The organism is Pseudomonas sp. MBLB4136 (assembly GCF_051904765.1).
Classification (GTDB): domain Bacteria; phylum Pseudomonadota; class Gammaproteobacteria; order Pseudomonadales; family Pseudomonadaceae; genus Aquipseudomonas.
In genome coordinates, this window is record NZ_CP196713.1 from 2,476,953 (window position 1) to 2,492,085 (window position 15,133).

The 15,133-nt window shown below is 56.9% G+C and carries 11 protein-coding genes and 3 tRNA genes; 5 read left to right on the forward strand and 9 right to left on the reverse strand.

Annotated features, from left to right (window positions below):
- Positions 1 to 39: 39 nt before the first annotated feature.
- On the reverse strand, positions 40 to 1,239 hold the full coding sequence (locus ACSX1D_RS11300) for an ATP-dependent nuclease (RefSeq protein WP_439858620.1): 1,200 nt from the start codon (positions 1,237 to 1,239) through the stop codon (positions 40 to 42).
- Positions 1,240 to 1,551: 312 nt separating this feature from the next.
- On the opposite strand from ACSX1D_RS11300, the gene ACSX1D_RS11305 reads away from it, so the two are divergent.
- From ACSX1D_RS11305 to ACSX1D_RS11315, 3 genes are read left to right on the forward strand one after another with little or no spacing between them, the layout of a single operon-like run.
- On the forward strand, positions 1,552 to 5,079 hold the full coding sequence (locus ACSX1D_RS11305) for a sacsin N-terminal ATP-binding-like domain-containing protein (RefSeq protein ID WP_439858621.1): 3,528 nt from the start codon (positions 1,552 to 1,554) through the stop codon (positions 5,077 to 5,079).
- Positions 5,060 to 5,986, forward strand: a complete 927-nt coding sequence (locus ACSX1D_RS11310) for a TniB family NTP-binding protein (protein WP_439858622.1) — start codon at positions 5,060 to 5,062, stop codon at positions 5,984 to 5,986. Before ACSX1D_RS11305 ends, ACSX1D_RS11310 begins: the two co-directional genes overlap by 20 nt.
- Positions 5,979 to 7,574 (forward strand): TniQ family protein, encoded by a 1,596-nt coding sequence (locus ACSX1D_RS11315; RefSeq protein WP_439858623.1) that lies wholly within the window; start codon positions 5,979 to 5,981, stop codon positions 7,572 to 7,574. Before ACSX1D_RS11310 ends, ACSX1D_RS11315 begins: the two co-directional genes overlap by 8 nt.
- Before the next feature lie 335 nt (positions 7,575 to 7,909).
- Here the strand turns inward: ACSX1D_RS11315 and ACSX1D_RS11320 are convergent, their stop codons facing one another.
- From ACSX1D_RS11320 to gorA, 3 genes are read right to left on the reverse strand one after another with little or no spacing between them, the layout of a single operon-like run.
- Positions 7,910 to 8,299, reverse strand: a complete 390-nt coding sequence (locus tag ACSX1D_RS11320) for a VOC family protein (RefSeq protein WP_439858624.1) — start codon at positions 8,297 to 8,299, stop codon at positions 7,910 to 7,912.
- Positions 8,300 to 8,301: 2 nt separating this feature from the next.
- A complete protein-coding gene (locus ACSX1D_RS11325; protein WP_439858625.1) occupies positions 8,302 to 8,925 on the reverse strand; it encodes a trimeric intracellular cation channel family protein in 624 nt (207 codons plus the stop codon).
- 7 nt (positions 8,926 to 8,932) lie between these two features.
- The gene (gene gorA / locus ACSX1D_RS11330; protein ID WP_439858626.1) at positions 8,933 to 10,291 is read right to left on the reverse strand and encodes a glutathione-disulfide reductase; all 1,359 of its coding nucleotides are present in this window, start codon (positions 10,289 to 10,291) and stop codon (positions 8,933 to 8,935) included.
- Positions 10,292 to 10,387: 96 nt separating this feature from the next.
- Between gorA and ACSX1D_RS11335 the strand changes: the two genes are divergently transcribed.
- The gene (locus tag ACSX1D_RS11335; RefSeq protein WP_439858627.1) at positions 10,388 to 10,810 is read left to right on the forward strand and encodes a VOC family protein; all 423 of its coding nucleotides are present in this window, start codon (positions 10,388 to 10,390) and stop codon (positions 10,808 to 10,810) included.
- A gap of 48 nt (positions 10,811 to 10,858) precedes the next feature.
- Here the strand turns inward: ACSX1D_RS11335 and galU are convergent, their stop codons facing one another.
- Positions 10,859 to 11,698 carry a UTP--glucose-1-phosphate uridylyltransferase GalU gene (galU, locus tag ACSX1D_RS11340; RefSeq protein WP_439858628.1) on the reverse strand — a complete coding sequence of 280 codons (840 nt, stop codon included), beginning with the start codon at positions 11,696 to 11,698 and terminating at the stop codon, positions 10,859 to 10,861.
- 39 nt (positions 11,699 to 11,737) lie between these two features.
- Positions 11,738 to 13,099 carry a UDP-glucose dehydrogenase family protein gene (locus ACSX1D_RS11345; protein ID WP_439858629.1) on the reverse strand — a complete coding sequence of 454 codons (1,362 nt, stop codon included), beginning with the start codon at positions 13,097 to 13,099 and terminating at the stop codon, positions 11,738 to 11,740.
- 298 nt (positions 13,100 to 13,397) lie between these two features.
- Between ACSX1D_RS11345 and ACSX1D_RS11350 the strand changes: the two genes are divergently transcribed.
- Entirely contained in the window at positions 13,398 to 14,633 is a 1,236-nt protein-coding gene (locus ACSX1D_RS11350; protein WP_439858630.1) for an HD-GYP domain-containing protein, read from the forward strand.
- A gap of 120 nt (positions 14,634 to 14,753) precedes the next feature.
- Here ACSX1D_RS11350 and ACSX1D_RS11355 read toward each other — a convergent pair.
- From ACSX1D_RS11355 to ACSX1D_RS11365, 3 genes are all read right to left on the reverse strand, one after another.
- Positions 14,754 to 14,840, reverse strand: a tRNA-Leu gene (locus tag ACSX1D_RS11355).
- Positions 14,841 to 14,944: 104 nt separating this feature from the next.
- Positions 14,945 to 15,018 (reverse strand) — tRNA-Cys (locus tag ACSX1D_RS11360).
- 39 nt (positions 15,019 to 15,057) lie between these two features.
- Positions 15,058 to 15,133, reverse strand: a tRNA-Gly gene (locus ACSX1D_RS11365).

Below are 15,133 nucleotides of genomic sequence, written 5' to 3' on the forward strand. Positions count from 1 at the left end.
CAGGTTGGCTTTGGTGACGTCCAGGAACCGCGCTAGAAATCAGTAATCGGTGGCATCAAGGTTGGTTTGCTGCTCCGCGAGCGAGTACGCCTTGTGCCGATGCATGAGCACCAGATTGTTCAATGCAATCTTGGAGCTCAGGTTGGGGCTGTGAGTGGTCAAGATGACTTGCACGGGGCGTTGCTGAGTGGCTTCTTCCGGTTCGGATTCTTCAAGCTTGGGTGCTATCGGTTTAGCCGCCGCTTCCAAAAACTCCATTAGCCGCAGTTGCCGTTGCGGATGCAGGTGCGCCTCCGGCTCCTCGATAAGCAGCAAAGGGAGTCCGTCAGGCTCTCTGCCCAGAAGCAGCAGCTCGCAGGCCATAAACAGCAGGTTGTTGGAGCCGAGTCCGTAGGTACCTTGCGCGTCGCCGGATTGCTGATCCTGTAACCCGAGTTCCAGGCGCTCAAGGATCTGGCGTAAGCGCGATGATTCTGACCCGCCCTCTACAAAGTTGATGCGGCTGTGCAGGTCATCGCCGTCCAACCCCAGGTGCGAAAGGTAGTTTTCGTTGATCGTGCGCTGGGCCTTCTTCACGCCCCCGTGCAAGTTGACCAGGTGCCGCAGGTACTCCGCCAAGCCTGCGAGGCTCAGGGTCGCAGGATCCAAGTCGGCGAGAAGCTGGGCAGCGTCAAAGTCAGCACCGCGCTTGATGTCTGGAAAGTTTTTCAGCACCTGAGACAGGCGAGACCCACGGCCCGGTGACATCTCGCGTTCAGCATCGCGCAGCGGTCGCAGGTACGCGGCGGCTAGCAACTGACGCACATTGACGTCCAAGCTAGGCCCTCCCCCGGAGTGGCCGCTGCGAACCGCGATATCCACCCAGCGGCGAGCCAGCGGTTCGTCGTTCAATCGACGTGCAGTCCAGTGAACGTATACAACTGCTTCTTGGCCATTGAACGTGATGTACTCTGAAAGCGCACCTTGGTCAGCAGTCGAAAGGTCGGAGAACTTGGCGACAATCTTGATTTGGTGAGCTTGCGGGCCATCTTTCGGGATGTGGAAGTCTTCTGGCTGCAAGCGCACGAACTCTCCGTCCCGGGTCTGTAGCACCAACCGTAACGCGTCGATAACGGACGATTTGCCCGCATCGTTCTCACCCACCAGCGCCGTGACGCCCTTGTTGAAGCGAATCATCAACTCCTGCTGGCCGTCTCCAAACTGCCGAAAGTTATTGACCACGAGAGCTGACAAATACATCCATGTTTTCCTGTCGCAAAAGGTTTTGGTGCGAAACGCGCATGCAGTGACATGCCAGGGATAGTAACCGAAGTGGGGTTCTTTTCGTGAAGGCGCCCTTGCTGGTGCCTGGGAACTTGCCTTGAGTTCGACGTGTTTGGCCTGGGTGTCGAGACCAATCTGACAGCAGCACCCACATGTCCGTCAGGCGGTAGTCGAAAATTTCTGGTATCGCTATCCGCCAACTTTAGCAGGGAGCATTTTCCTTGGCTGGGGCAGACTGACTAGAATTCCTCGAACAACCCTTCTAGGCGCCTTTGTAGGATCGTAGACATGGATGCACGGCTAGGACGCGAGCATGCAGCTGCTTGCTTTAATTCCCCCTCGACCTTCAATCAACCGACGCTGCGCAGCAGAGAGTACGCATTGGCCGCACTGGCCGAGATCGAGAGGTTGCAGGTTGACCAACCTGAAATATTGCGAAAATTGCTCAAGGGCGGCAACCAAGGGGCAAAGCTGCTTAATACCGACCCCTTTCAAGGGTTGCGAGAGGTCGTACAGAACGCTGATGACCTAGGTGCCACTACCGTTCGCTTCGGTACTCGCACCTTCAATGGCCGCAAGCAGTTGGTGATCGTACATGATGGTGCGCCGGTGGAACTCCCGCATGTTCTACCGATGATTTATCCCTTTTACTCGACTAAACAAGATTCTGCCGAGCTCAAAGGGCGCTTCGGAATTGGTCTCAAAACCCTCGGCCAGTTGGGTAGCGATTTGACTATCCATAGTCCCCCTTTCCATTTCGGATCAAGGGACGACCATGCTGCGATGGTTGACGAGGCTTCCGCCATCCCAGGGTTCTATGATCCGTCAGCTGAGAACACGCTGTTTACCATCGACCTAGAGCCACAGTACGACCATCAGTCGTTGAAGGACTGGTTCGGGAGCTGGATGCCCAGCGATCTGGTGTTTCTTGATCGAGTTCACACGGTCACCCTCCACGACGTGGATCAGGATGCGGATCCCGAAGTCCTGTCGATTCAGCAGTCCCAGAGCCCCGAGGACTTCCATCTTCCGGTGAGCGGTTTCCCGAGCAAAGTTAGCCGGACTACTTTCTACGTCGCAGGCTGCAACTGGGTACGATTCGTCTGCCAGGTCAAGGTGCCCGCTGGCTTGGCACGGACAGCGAAGGCAACAGGGGATTTATCGCCTATCAGCATCGCGCTATCCGTTGATGGAGGTACACAGGGGCGAATCCATGTTGCACTGCCCACAAAAATCCTCACCCATGCCGCGTTCTCCCTCGACGCCCAGTTCGACCCCTCAACCTCAAGGGAGGAGTTGACTGCGACCAGCTGGAACCAGTGGCTTATTGAGGCGTCGGCTCAATTCATGGGGGCCCTTGCAGTCTATCTGGCGCAGCAGAAATCGCCCCTAGCCTGGTACGTCATTCCAGTATCAGCGCAAACGGACAGCAGTTCGGGCTCGCTTAACCAACAATTTAGACGGCAATGGGCGAAGGCCATTGAAGTGTTCCTCGATTGTCAAACCCTGATCGAGGGCCAGTTTGCCTTGGCGCAGGTTTCGTATTGCGACGAAACCGTGGATGGGTTGTTGACGGAAGCGGATCACATCAGCATCTGCGGATCCCCCATGCTTCCTGGCTGGCTTAGAGATGAAAGAGGGCGATGGCGGGAAGTGATGGACAGCTTGGACGTATCGCCCAGGCTCGGATTGGCAGATGTTCTGGAGCATTGTGGTCGAACAGGCTTTAAGCAGAATCCCCCAGAGTGGTTCCTGGAGGTTGCCCAGCGCTGTCTAGATGCCTATGACGAAGACCTCCTGCTGGACGCAACCTGGGTACCCCTTGCAGAGGGTGGCCGTGCAGCGCCCTTAACGAGTCACGAGGCCGACACCTGGCTCGTCGCACAGCTCCCTGAGTTTGACCTAGCCCACCGCCATAATCTCTGCCAGGCCGTTCACCCCCTTCTAACCAGCCCGCTCTATGAGGCAGTACTAACTTGGCTTACTGAAAATGCCAACTATCTGCCAGACGTCACGGCAGAGCACACGCTTCGAGCATTCTCCAGACGTTACGCTGACACACCTCTCGTTGCAGAGCGCCAGGATCTACTGGATCTTCGCGACCTGTTTGAGTACGTCAAACCGAGTGAGAAGGATTTGGGCCGTGAGGTCGGCGCGGCCCTGCTGATTGAGGCCTTCAGCTATGACGGTAATGGCTCGGGCCGTGGCAGAACCATTAAACAACTCGCGTCGCCAGCCAAGCTCTATCTCCCTCCTTCGATAGCGGATGCCCACGACACCTGGCCACGAGCCGCCGGCCTTACTCCTGGCTTGCTGTGGGCATCGACCAGCTATGCGGAGATGTTTAAGATCAGCAGAGACGTACGCAGGCGAAGCGCCATCGACCCCAAATCGTCAAGCAGAAAGAGGGGCGTGAAACGTTTCCTGATGCTCTTAGGCGCGGAGACTACCCCACGATTTCTTCCGCAAGAGACAGACTCCTCAAGCACCTTCCTTCCCTCACAATACCCCGCCAAGCACTTCTTAGGTCGCGCGCGGGGTGGCTTGAAACAAGACTACATCTGCCCGGATTTAGACTTGGTCGTGAACAACCTGCGGCAATCTGCCCCCGTCCCGAAATCTTCAAGAAAAGGGGCCGCCCGAGCAACAATTGAAATCGATAGAATACTTCAACGTGTAGAGCTTGATACGGCACATTTTAATGTCGGGCTGAAAAATATATTTGGAAAATTTATAGGAAAGCCTAGCATCTATTTTGTTGTTGATGCCTATTCGCGTGTCGTATTAGGTTACGCCATTCATGTTGGAAGGCCGCGAGAGTCATCTGCCTGTGTAATTCATACGCTTCGCTATGCTATTTCACGAAAGAATGACCCTCTATATCCATTTTGCGGAATACCGGCGCGGGTTGTCATAGACCAAGGTGTTGCATACATCTCTGCTGACACCATGCGTTTTTTTGATAACTTGAGGGTCGAAGTGGATTGCACCGGTACCAAAATGGGATGGGGCAAACCCATCGTGGAACGATTCATTGGCACGACCCGTACAGGCCTATTTCAGGGGCTCAAGGGCTATCTGGGAAAGCTTGATCACAGATACAAGTCTGACTCCAGTATAAAGTCCTCTGCAAAGCACACTTTTTCTGAATTCAGGCAATTGTTTAGTGAGTTCATTATCAAGTATCACAACCAGCCGCATTCGGGATTGAATGGCCGAACCCCTGCCGAGGTTTGGCGTGAAAGCGCCAGAAAATACCCGCCAGTAATGGTCGATGAAATTGGATATGACAACTTGCTGCGTGGGCTACGTGAAGAGCACAACCTAGCTCATGTAAAGGGAATTACCTGTGACTATCAGGTTTTCAATAGTGACGAGCTTCAAGCAATTTACCATCGCTCACAAAGAAACCAAAAGCCTCATAAAAAAGACGAAGTCAAGGTAACTGCATACCGTGACCCGCTCGATGCCAGTGCCATTAGCGTTGTAGACCCTTTTACAAATCTGCTTCTGGAGGTTCCAAATATTTTAGGGAGCAAGACCTCGGGACTTTCATTCTCAGAGCTTCGCGTGGGGCGAGTTTATCGCACGACGAAGGATGAATCGCCCACATGGGATGATGGCATCAGTGAAGGCTATAGCGATCCTGAAAAGCCACGCCGTAAGGGGCCAGACATACCGCTCAACTCAGCGGGGACACCTATCGATCTTGAAATACTGCTGAAGTCGCCCGTCAAAGAATACTCAAAAGACAACATTTGTACTGTTTCACCCATTATTGACGAGGATGACGACTATGCAATCACCATCGAGTAATTCCCCACGCCGAAAGCTGCACACGGAAGCATTCTTGCAGCTAACGATTCGAAATCAGCAGTTCGACCTGGCGTATCAAGCGATTAATCGGTGCCATAAAACTGCCGGCCTGAAGCCCAAAAGCATGATGCTGCTTGGAGCCAGCGGAGCTGGTAAATCGACTTTGCTTCATTTATATCGCAAGGCGTTTCCAGATGCTGAGTTGGAAGACCGAACGCTGCGCCCGATTCTCTACATTTCCCTGCCGTCCCGAGTCACTGTAAACGACATTCTCAGCGGATTACTTGAAGCTTGCGGCGATCCCGAGCCTCAGAAAGGAACAGCAAGGTCACTGTTGAATCGCCTTTACGGCCTGACAAAATCACTGGGTGTTCAGCTGATCATCATCGATGAAATTCAACATGTGCTCCCCGAACACACCCACCGGCGGACGCAAGAAGCCGCTGACATGATCAAAAGCATCATGGATCGAAGCCTAATTCCTTTTGTCCTGGCCGGACTTCCCCATGGCAATCGAATTTTGAATGACACCGTCAAAGGTAAGCACAGTGAAGATCAGCTGATTCGCAGGTTTAACGCTTCTGTCCAGCTTAAGCCTCCTGCCCTGGGATCAAATGCTTGGAAGAATCTCATGGCTGTATATCAGAAAACCATTGGTGTTCCATGCATCAACCTGAGCAGTGACGAGATGCTGAAGCGGTTCTATCTTGCCAGTAACGGACTCCATGGATTCATTGCCAACGTGCTTGAGCATGCTCTCGAAAGTACTGACGGGAATCAGCAGCTCTGCATGGCTCATTTGTCGGAGGCATTCGACGTCAGCAGTTGCGCAGAATTGATAGAAAATCCTTTCAAGATGTCCCTGCCTCAAGTTGAACGGGCCCTGGCGTTGCGGGCAAATGTCTGAGCTGCGTCTTCTGCCGGTACGCCTTCGTCCCGAGCCTGGTGAGCATTTTTCCGCTTATCTACTGCGCTTGGCTGTGGCTAATGGGCGCAGCTCTGTAAAGGAGCTGTTTTCTACCCTGAGGATTGGTGGCAGCAAAGCACAAAACCATCAATCGCCTGATACCCAGGCTGTGCTGGCGGGATGGTTAGGCCTGAGTACGGCAGAGCTGAGTGGCTATGTCGTTCGAGATGAGATTCTCGCCAAAGTTACAGCACATGACTCCGCGCGAGTTTACCGAAACCTTGAGCTTCGAGTTCCCCGAATCTGTACGGCCTGCCTTCGGGAGAAAAAGCGGATCCCAGCATATTTTGGTCAGTTGCCATTCACTCATTGCTATGAACATCGTCAGAATTTGATTCATGCCTGCCCGCACTGCAATGACCAGTTTGAGTGGTCAGAAGAGCTGTTCGAATGCTGTTGCCCTTCGTGCAACGTCACCCTCTTAGGCTCTACTAGCCCGGTCACGCTGCCGGCGTATGCATCAGAGCTGCACGCACGCTTGTCAGACCCGCGTGGGCTCAACCATTTCATTCGCGATCTGCTACTAGCCCTTCAATGCGTCCTTGAGCCGCTGAGCAGTGATCTTTCTGTTCGTGAGAGGCCGCCCACAGACGTCGCTCGCTGGCCTCTTCTTCTGGGTCAGGCGTACGCCTTGCTCAATGATTCAACGGCGATGGAGTCATGGGCCGAAGCTTGTCGAGCACACAGATCACCCACTGCTGCCATTGGAGCATCAGCCGTTTACCTGCCGATTTATGCGCTGAAAGAAAAACTAGCGCTGCCCTGGCCTCTGCGGGATTTCGATTGTTCTGCGTGGCGGAGATCGCTCAATGGGCGAACTGAAGAGAGTCCAACATTATTGGCGCCAGTTGATCATCGGTTGCTGTCACAAGTCCTGGGATGTGAGCCTGCTCAGATCCTGCCGTTGATTGAGTCATCTTCCCTTCAGGGGCTCATCGGCCACAGATCTGTTCGGGATGCCCGTTTTGATCTAGTTACATTGGCCAAGCAGATTGAACAGCTGGAGACAGTCGCTTCTGGCCAGATCATTGATATGGTGCATGCTGCGCGAATCGCATCAGCGCATGGCGGCCATATGGGGCATGTACTGACCGGCATCCTGTTAAAAGAAATTCCATTCCGTCCCAAGTCAGATCGGAAAGCTTTGCTTGATGGTGCTTTTGTCGGAGTTGACGGTCTGTTGGCCTGGATGGCGAAGCATCTCGCTTCGCTGGAGACTGCTCATTGCACGCTACTGGAGACCATCGCCATCACAGGGATGAACAAGCAAGAAATTACTACGGCTTGCTCCCTAGGGCTGATCAGGCCATTGGGCTGGAAACGTGAACTTTGTTTCCAGGGTGGCGAGATCAGTCGACTGCTTAGCAGCCATATCTCAATAAAACGGTGGTCGAAGATATCAGGCATTCCTGCTCGTCGGCCATTGGCAAGCCTCGCTGAATCCTCTTTCGAGGCTGCCATTGAGGGCGTTCTTTACAGCCGCACCGAAGAGCTAGATTCCTGGCTGAATAGCTTCACAGGCCGCTGAGGTCATTGCAGCCCGCAGAGCATCACTTCTGGCTCGACTGAGCCGACTCCACCCTTCTAGGGTCTCGTATCAGCAAGGCTAACGACCTCTATTCCTCATTTGACCAGTATTGACAAGTTGTCAATGCGCGGCCACGATTGCTCGATAGAAGTCCATCCGGCAGATCCTGCGTGGCCGCCGCCAATGTGGCCTTCAGGAAAATCTCCACTTAGATGATTTTCGCAATGAAAATCTCGCAATAGCTGACGTTTTCGGCCAACGAAAATCTCACGCTAGATGCGTAAGTCATTGATTCTCCAATGACTTAAATTCTCCAGTTAGCTGACGTACGACACTCACTCAGCTTGACGCGGGTATAGCGCGACCTCGATCAGGTTGCCGTCCGGGTCGCGAAAGTACACCGACTCTATAGGCCCAAGCGCACCGGTGCGCATCACGGGCCCTTCCTCCACAGGCACGCCCTGCTCGGCCAAATGCGCCAGGACTTGCTCGCTCGGCCAGTTGCTGACCAGGCACAGATCGATCGCGCCAGGCTGCGGTCGCAGGGCCTTGGGCTCGAACTCCTGACCGGCCTGATGCAGGTTGAGCTTCTGTTGACCGAATACCAAGGCGCTGCGGCCGCCGGCGAAGCGCTCATGGCGCATGGCCAATACTCGCTGGTAGAAGGCCACGGTTGTGTCGATGTCGGCAACTGTCAGCACCAGATGATCCAGTCGTTCGATCATGCTCAATCTCGATCCAGCAGATGAAAGCGCGGCAGCGAGAAACGCCAGCGTATCGCCGCCATGCGAATACCCAGGACGGTGAGCATGGCGATTCCGGTGTCCAACCAGTGCGGGGTATTGAGCAGGCGCAGGGCAATGAACATCAGCGCCCCGGCGATGCAGGCGGTGGCATAGATTTCCTTCTTGAAGATCAGCGGGATCTCGTTGCAGATCACATCGCGCATCACTCCGCCTGCCACCCCTGTCATCACCCCCATGATCACCGCAGTACTTAAGGGCACCTGATGCTGCATGGCCACCTCGGTACCAATCACGGTGAATACCGCCAGGCCAAAGGCGTCGGCGATCAGCAAGCCGGTTTCATGAATAGGCCGGGTCAGGCGCACCCACAGCACGGTGCCGAGTGCCGCCAGCGTTGCCACGGCGATGTAGGTGTCGTCGCGAATCCAGCTGACCGGATGATTGTCCAGGATCAGGTCGCGCAGCGTGCCTCCGCCCAGGGCGGTGATCACGGCAATGACCAGTACGCCGAATAGGTCCATGGACTTGCGTCCGGCCATCAACGCCCCGGTGATGGCGAACACCGCCACGCCGAACAGGTCGGCCAGATAAAATAGTTGCGCCATGCTGAGTTCAGGATGCGACTGGGGTGCGCATGGTAACAAACTCCTCGGCGGCTGTCGGATGGACGCCTATGGTGTCGTCGAACACCTGCTTGGTTGCTCCGGCTTTCAGGGCAACGGCCAGTCCCTGAACGATCTCTCCCGCCTCCGGCCCCACCATATGGCAGCCGAGCACCCTGTCGGTGTCGGCGTCCACCACCAGCTTCATCAATGTGCGTTCCTGGTTTTCGGTAAGGGTCAGCTTCATGGGGCGAAACCTGCTCTCGTAGACTTTCAGCCGGTGTCCTGCCTCCCTCGCCTGCTCTTCGCTCAGGCCAACGGTGCCGATATTCGGCAGGCTGAACACCGCTGTCGGTATCGTCTGATAGTCGACGCCGCGGTACTCTTCCGGCTTGAACAGCCGTCGGGCCACGGCCATTCCTTCGGCCAGTGCGACTGGGGTCAGCTGCACGCGGCCGATCACATCGCCGATTGCCAGAATCGACGGCGCGCGGGTCTGGAAGTGCTCATCGACCTGGATGAAGCCCTTCTCGTCCAGCGTCACGCCAGTGTTCTCCAGGCCAAGGTCGTCCAGCATCGGACGCCGGCCGGTGGCATAGAACACGCAGTCGGTTTCCAGCACGCGGCCATCCTGCAGGGTTGCGAGCAAACTGCCATCGGACTGCTTATCGATTCGGCTGATATCGCTGTTGAACTGCAGTTCCAGGCCGCGCTTACTCAATTCTTCGCGCAGATGCCGGCGAACGGCGCCATCGAAACCCCGGAGGAACAGCTCGCCGCGATACAGGAGTGATGCTTTGGCGCCCAGGCCATGGAAGATAGAGGCGAACTCCACGGCGATATAGCCGCCGCCGACCACCAACACGCGCTTGGGCAGTTGTTCGAGAAAAAACGCTTGATTGGAGTTGATCGCATGTTCACAGCCGGGAAACTCGGGAATATAGGGCCAGCCGCCGGTAGCGATGAGAATGTGCTTGGCGCTGTAGCGTTGACCATTCAGTTCCAGGCTGTGGTCGTCGAGCAGGCGCGCATGGCCTTCGAGCAGGGTCACGCCGCTGTTGACCAGCAAATTGCGATAGATGCCGTTGAGGCGCTCGATCTCCCGGTTCTTGTTGGCTATCAGCGTCGGCCAATCGAATGAAGTGCCGTCGTGCGACCAGCCAAAGCCGTGGGCTTGCTCGAAGTCCTCCGCGAAATGGGCGCCATACACCAGCAGTTTCTTCGGTACGCAGCCGACGTTGACACAGGTTCCACCCAGGTAGCGACTTTCCGCCACAGCCACGCGAGCGCCGTAGCCTGCGGCAAAACGCGCGGCGCGCACGCCGCCGGATCCGGCACCGATCACAAACAGGTCGAAGTCGTAGGTCATGCTCAGCCTCCTTAGCAGTGCGCCAGCATACCCCATGTGCCACATAATCCTCAGCGTGAGGCCTATCCTTTAACAGTGATCGACGGGAGAACAGCCATGCGCCCTACCCTTACCCACCTGGCCCTGCACGTTCCGGACCTGGATGCCTGCGTAGCCTTCTACACCGAGTTCTGTGGCATGCGCGTCATCCACGAGCGCGCAGGCAAAGGTGCGCGGATCGTGTGGATGGCCGAACCGGGCAAGGAACACAGCTTTATCTTCGTGATCATGCCGGGCGGCGAGGATCGTCAGCTGGCTGCCGACGATTACAGTCACTTCGGTTTCGCCCTGGATAGCCGCGAACAGGTCGACACGCTCGCCGCAAAGGCCCAGGCTGCCGGTTGCCTGGTCTGGTCGCCACGTGACGAGCCCTACCCGGTCGGCTATTACTGCGGGCTGCGCGACCCTGCGGGGAACTACGTGGAGTTCAGCTACGGCCAGCCCCTGGGGCCTGGCTCGGAAGCAATGCCCATCCCCTGAACGCAAGAGAGCCACCGTTAAGGCGGCTCTCTTGGGGTTGCGGCCGATTCAGTAGGCCTTGCCGGTCTTATACAAGTGCTCGAAACAGAAATTGGTGGCGTCGATATAGCCTTCCGCACCGCCACAATCGAAACGCTGCCCCTTGAATTTATAGGCCAGCACGCAGCCGTCCTGGGCCTGCTTCATCAGTGCGTCGGTGATCTGGATCTCACCGCCCTTGCCCGGCGGGGTACTTTCGATGATGTCGAAGATATCCGGGGTGAGAATGTAGCGGCCGATGATCGCAAAGTTCGAGGGTGCATCTTCCGGCTTGGGCTTTTCGACCATGGTGTTCACCCGGAAGATGTCATCACGGATCATTTCCCCGGCGATGACCCCGTATTTGTGGGTCTCTTCCGGGGGCACTTCCTGGATCGCAACGATGGAGCAGCGGAACTGGTTGTACAGCTTGACCATCTGGGTCAGGACCCCGTCACCGTCCAGGTTCAGGCACAAGTCATCGGCCAGCACCACGGCAAAGGGCTCATCGCCGATCAGTGGCCGGCCGCTGAGAATGGCATGGCCCAGGCCTTTCATTTCTACCTGACGGGTATAGGAGAAGGTGCACTCATCAATCAGGCGACGAATGCCGACCAGGTACTTTTCCTTGTCGGTATCACGTATCTGGTGCTCCAGCTCGTAGCTGATATCGAAGTGATCCTCCAGCGAGCGCTTGCCGCGGCCGGTGACCATGGCGATTTCTGTCAGGCCAGCACCGAGGGCCTCCTCGACGCCATACTGGATCAGCGGCTTGTTCACCACCGGCAGCATTTCCTTGGGCATTGCCTTGGTTGCAGGCAGAAAGCGCGTGCCGTAACCGGCGGCTGGGAACAAGCATTTCTTAATCATGGGACTCCTTAGCGAGGAACAGAATGCCGGGGCAGTCTATCAGGCTGCGCTGACCATACAACGCCCCAGGGCCGGCCTGCCGATGCCGCGGTAGAGAAAGCCCAGCTCGGCAAGCTGCTTGCCGTCGTAAATATTGCGGCCATCGAACAGCGCCGGCATGCGCATCAGACTGCGGATCTGCGCGAAATCCGGCTGGCGGAACTGCTTCCACTCCGTCACCAGTACCAGGGCGTCGGCGCCCTCGACGACGCGGTATGGCGACTCGCTCAGGCGCAGCTGTCCGCTCTGTAGAACTTGGCCGTAGCGGGCAGCGACCCCGGCGGTAGCGACCGGGTCGCAAGCCTGTACGGTAGCACCGGCGGCGAGCAGCGCTTCGAGCAGCACCAGGCTTGGCGCCTCACGCAGGTCATCGGTGCCCGGCTTGAACGCGAGCCCCCAAAGCGCCACCACGCGCCCCTGCAGGTGTCCGCTGAAATGCTCGCGCAATAGCTGAAACAGCCAGGTTTTCTGCAACGCATTACGCGCCTCGACCGCCCGCAGGATGCCCGGCTCGATCCCCTCCTGCTCAGCCGTGCGGATCAGCGCGCGGACATCCTTGGGGAAGCAGGAGCCTCCATAGCCGCAGCCAGCGTAGATGAAGTGAGTGCCGATACGCTTGTCGCTGCCAATGCCCCGGCGAACCTGTTCGATATCCACGCCCAGGCGCGCGCAGAGCCCGGCCATTTCGTTGATTAAGGAAATCTTGGTGGCAAGAAAGGCGTTCGCCGCATACTTGCTGAACTCCGCCTCGCGCGCACTCATACACAACAGGCGCTCATGATTGCGCAAGAACGGCGCGTAGAGGCGGCGCAGCAGTTCGGCGCTCGCTACGTCATCACACCCGATGATCACCCGGTCCGGACGCATGAAATCGTCGACCGCCGAACCTTCCTTGAGAAACTCCGGGTTGCTTGCCACTGGAACCTGAAAGCACTTGTTGCGCTTGCCTAGACGGACGTTGATCCGCTGCGCCACCCGCTCGGCAGCGCCAACCGGCACCGTCGATTTATCGACTACCAGGCAAGGTTGCGACAGGGTGTCGCCGAGTTCGTCGGCAACCGCCAATACATGGGACAGGTCGACCGAGCCATCCTCCGCGCTCGGTGTACCCACCGCGATGAAAGTGACCTCGGCGTGCGCCGTGCCCTCCGCCAGGTCCTGGCTGAAGCTCAACTGCCCGCTGGCCAGGTGGGCCAGCAGCAGGGGCTGCAGCCCTGGCTCGTAGATCGTCGCCTCACCGCGCCTCAGACGGGCAACGCGAAATGGATCACGCTCGACACAGATCACCCGATTGCCCATTTCCGCGAAACATGCCGCCGTAACCAGGCCGACATAGCCAGCCCCGATAACGCAGATCTTCATCGCCGTCCCTCCGAAACATGCTCAACAGCGATTGCAACCGATGTCCGTGGCAGGCATGTGTCTATGTGATGACAGGGCGGTGAAGGGCAAGCTGCAGGGAGCGCCGGACAACAAGAGCAGCAAAGCAGGTCGGGCGTGGCAGCCATACGCCCAGGCAAAGGCGCGGCCGCATCGGCATTCGACGAACGCCGGGGGTGGCAGCTGGCCAACAGCGGCTATAGTCATAGCCCGATGGCCCTGGCCTATAATGCACATTGGCCAATGGCCAGTATCGCAGTCTGTCTTCTGGAGAGGTGTCATGGATACACGTTCGCTGCCACATACGATCGAGGTAGCGGTTGATGATCTGAGCATTGGCATGTATGTCGCCAAACTGGATCGCCCCTGGACAGAAACCCCCTTCCTTTTCCAAGGCTTTCTTATCCGCGAACAGCAGGAATTGCACCTGCTGCGAGAGCACTGCCAGTCGGTCTGGGTCGACGCCAAGCAGTCGACCGGCGCAAGCGTGCAACAACTGGGCCAACCCGCTGACCGCGCAACACGCGAGGCGGCAATCGCCAAGGTCAAATTCGATAATCGCATGCAGCAGGCACTCCCCATCTGGCAGGCCGCGCGCGAGTCTTCGCTGCGCATCCTCAATGCCGTCAAGTTCGGTCAGAGCCTGGATGTCACGACCGTCAAGGAAGTGGTCAAGGAGTGTGTAGACCATATTCTCGAGAGCCCCTCGGCGATGCTGTGGCTGGCGCGCATCAAGGACAGCGATGAATACACTGCCGAACACTGCCTGCGTGTCGGCATCCTCTCCATCGCCTTGGGCCGCGAACTGGGCCTCATGCCACTGGAACTCGAACAAGTTGGCATCTGCGGCATGCTCCACGACGTAGGCAAGCTCAAGGTACCGGATGAGATCCTGAACAAGCCCGGCCGCCTGACCGAAGACGAGTTCAACGTCATGAAGTTGCACTCGATCGAGGGGCGCAAGCTATTGCTTGCCAACGGCCAGGTTCCCGCCGCTGCGGTAGATGTCGCCTACTCCCACCATGAGCGCATGGATGGTGGCGGCTATCCCCGAGGATTGAAGGCGAACCAGATACCCTATTTCGCCAAGATCATTGCGGTGGTCGACGCTTACGACGCCATCAACAGCGACCGGGTCTACAGCAAGGGCCGATCGACCATGGAGGCATTACGCATCCTCTTCGACGAGGCTAGTACGCAGTTCGACGAAGAAGTTGTACTTGCCTTTATCCGCATGATCGGGATATTCCCGCCAGGCGAGATCGTGGAGTTGACCAATGGCGAGATCGCGATCATCACCGCCTGCTCAGCAGACCATAAGCTAAAGCCACGCCTGCTGCTGGTACTCGACAGCGACAAGAAACCCTGCAAGCCCAAGATCATTGACCTGATAAAAAACCCTACCGACCAGAACGGTCTGCCTTACCGGGTGGGCGAAGTTCATCCGACCGGCGCCTTTGGCATCGATATCGAGGTCTATCGCCGCGAAGGACTCATCATTCCAGGGCACCTTTGAGGTACCGACTATGGCGAGCTTTCTCCAGGACGGGGAAGTGAGGGCATAAAAAAACCGGCTGATAATGCCGGTTTCTTGTGCTCTGCAGTCCCGACGGAGATCGTCTGCAACCGCTTCTAATGGTGCCCCGAGCCGGAATCGAACCGGCAAGACCTTGCGGTCGGCAGATTTTAAGTCTGCTGTGTTTACCAATTTCACCATCGGGGCGCTTAGACGTGGGGCCGGACTATATACAGCAGTCACCGGCCTCGCAAGTTTTCAAATCTCATTAAAAAAGCCCCGTAAATCTCTGATCTACGGGGCTTTTAAATTGGAGGCTGAGGTCGGAATCGAACCGGCGTTCACGGATTTGCAATCCGGTGCATAACCACTCTGCTACTCAGCCTTGAAACCAAACGGGCCGTCGTAAACGGCCCGTTGAAACTGGAGCGGGAAACGAGACTCGAACTCGCGACCCCGACCTTGGCAAGGTCGTGCTCTACCAACTGAGCTATTCCCGC

Excerpts from the sequence above, each read along its gene's own strand:
- ACSX1D_RS11300 (WP_439858620.1), bottom strand. The coding sequence starts at position 1,239 with ATGTATTTGTCAGCTCTCGTGGTCAATAACTTTCGGCAGTTTGGAGAC.
- ACSX1D_RS11305 (WP_439858621.1), top strand. The coding sequence starts at position 1,552 with ATGGATGCACGGCTAGGACGCGAGCATGCAGCTGCTTGCTTTAATTCC.
- ACSX1D_RS11310 (WP_439858622.1), top strand. The coding sequence starts at position 5,060 with ATGCAATCACCATCGAGTAATTCCCCACGCCGAAAGCTGCACACGGAA.
- ACSX1D_RS11315 (WP_439858623.1), top strand. The coding sequence starts at position 5,979 with ATGTCTGAGCTGCGTCTTCTGCCGGTACGCCTTCGTCCCGAGCCTGGT.
- ACSX1D_RS11320 (WP_439858624.1), bottom strand. The coding sequence starts at position 8,299 with ATGATCGAACGACTGGATCATCTGGTGCTGACAGTTGCCGACATCGAC.
- ACSX1D_RS11325 (WP_439858625.1), bottom strand. The coding sequence starts at position 8,925 with ATGGCGCAACTATTTTATCTGGCCGACCTGTTCGGCGTGGCGGTGTTC.
- gorA (WP_439858626.1), bottom strand. The coding sequence starts at position 10,291 with ATGACCTACGACTTCGACCTGTTTGTGATCGGTGCCGGATCCGGCGGC.
- ACSX1D_RS11335 (WP_439858627.1), top strand. The coding sequence starts at position 10,388 with ATGCGCCCTACCCTTACCCACCTGGCCCTGCACGTTCCGGACCTGGAT.
- galU (WP_439858628.1), bottom strand. The coding sequence starts at position 11,698 with ATGATTAAGAAATGCTTGTTCCCAGCCGCCGGTTACGGCACGCGCTTT.
- ACSX1D_RS11345 (WP_439858629.1), bottom strand. The coding sequence starts at position 13,099 with ATGAAGATCTGCGTTATCGGGGCTGGCTATGTCGGCCTGGTTACGGCG.
- ACSX1D_RS11350 (WP_439858630.1), top strand. The coding sequence starts at position 13,398 with ATGGATACACGTTCGCTGCCACATACGATCGAGGTAGCGGTTGATGAT.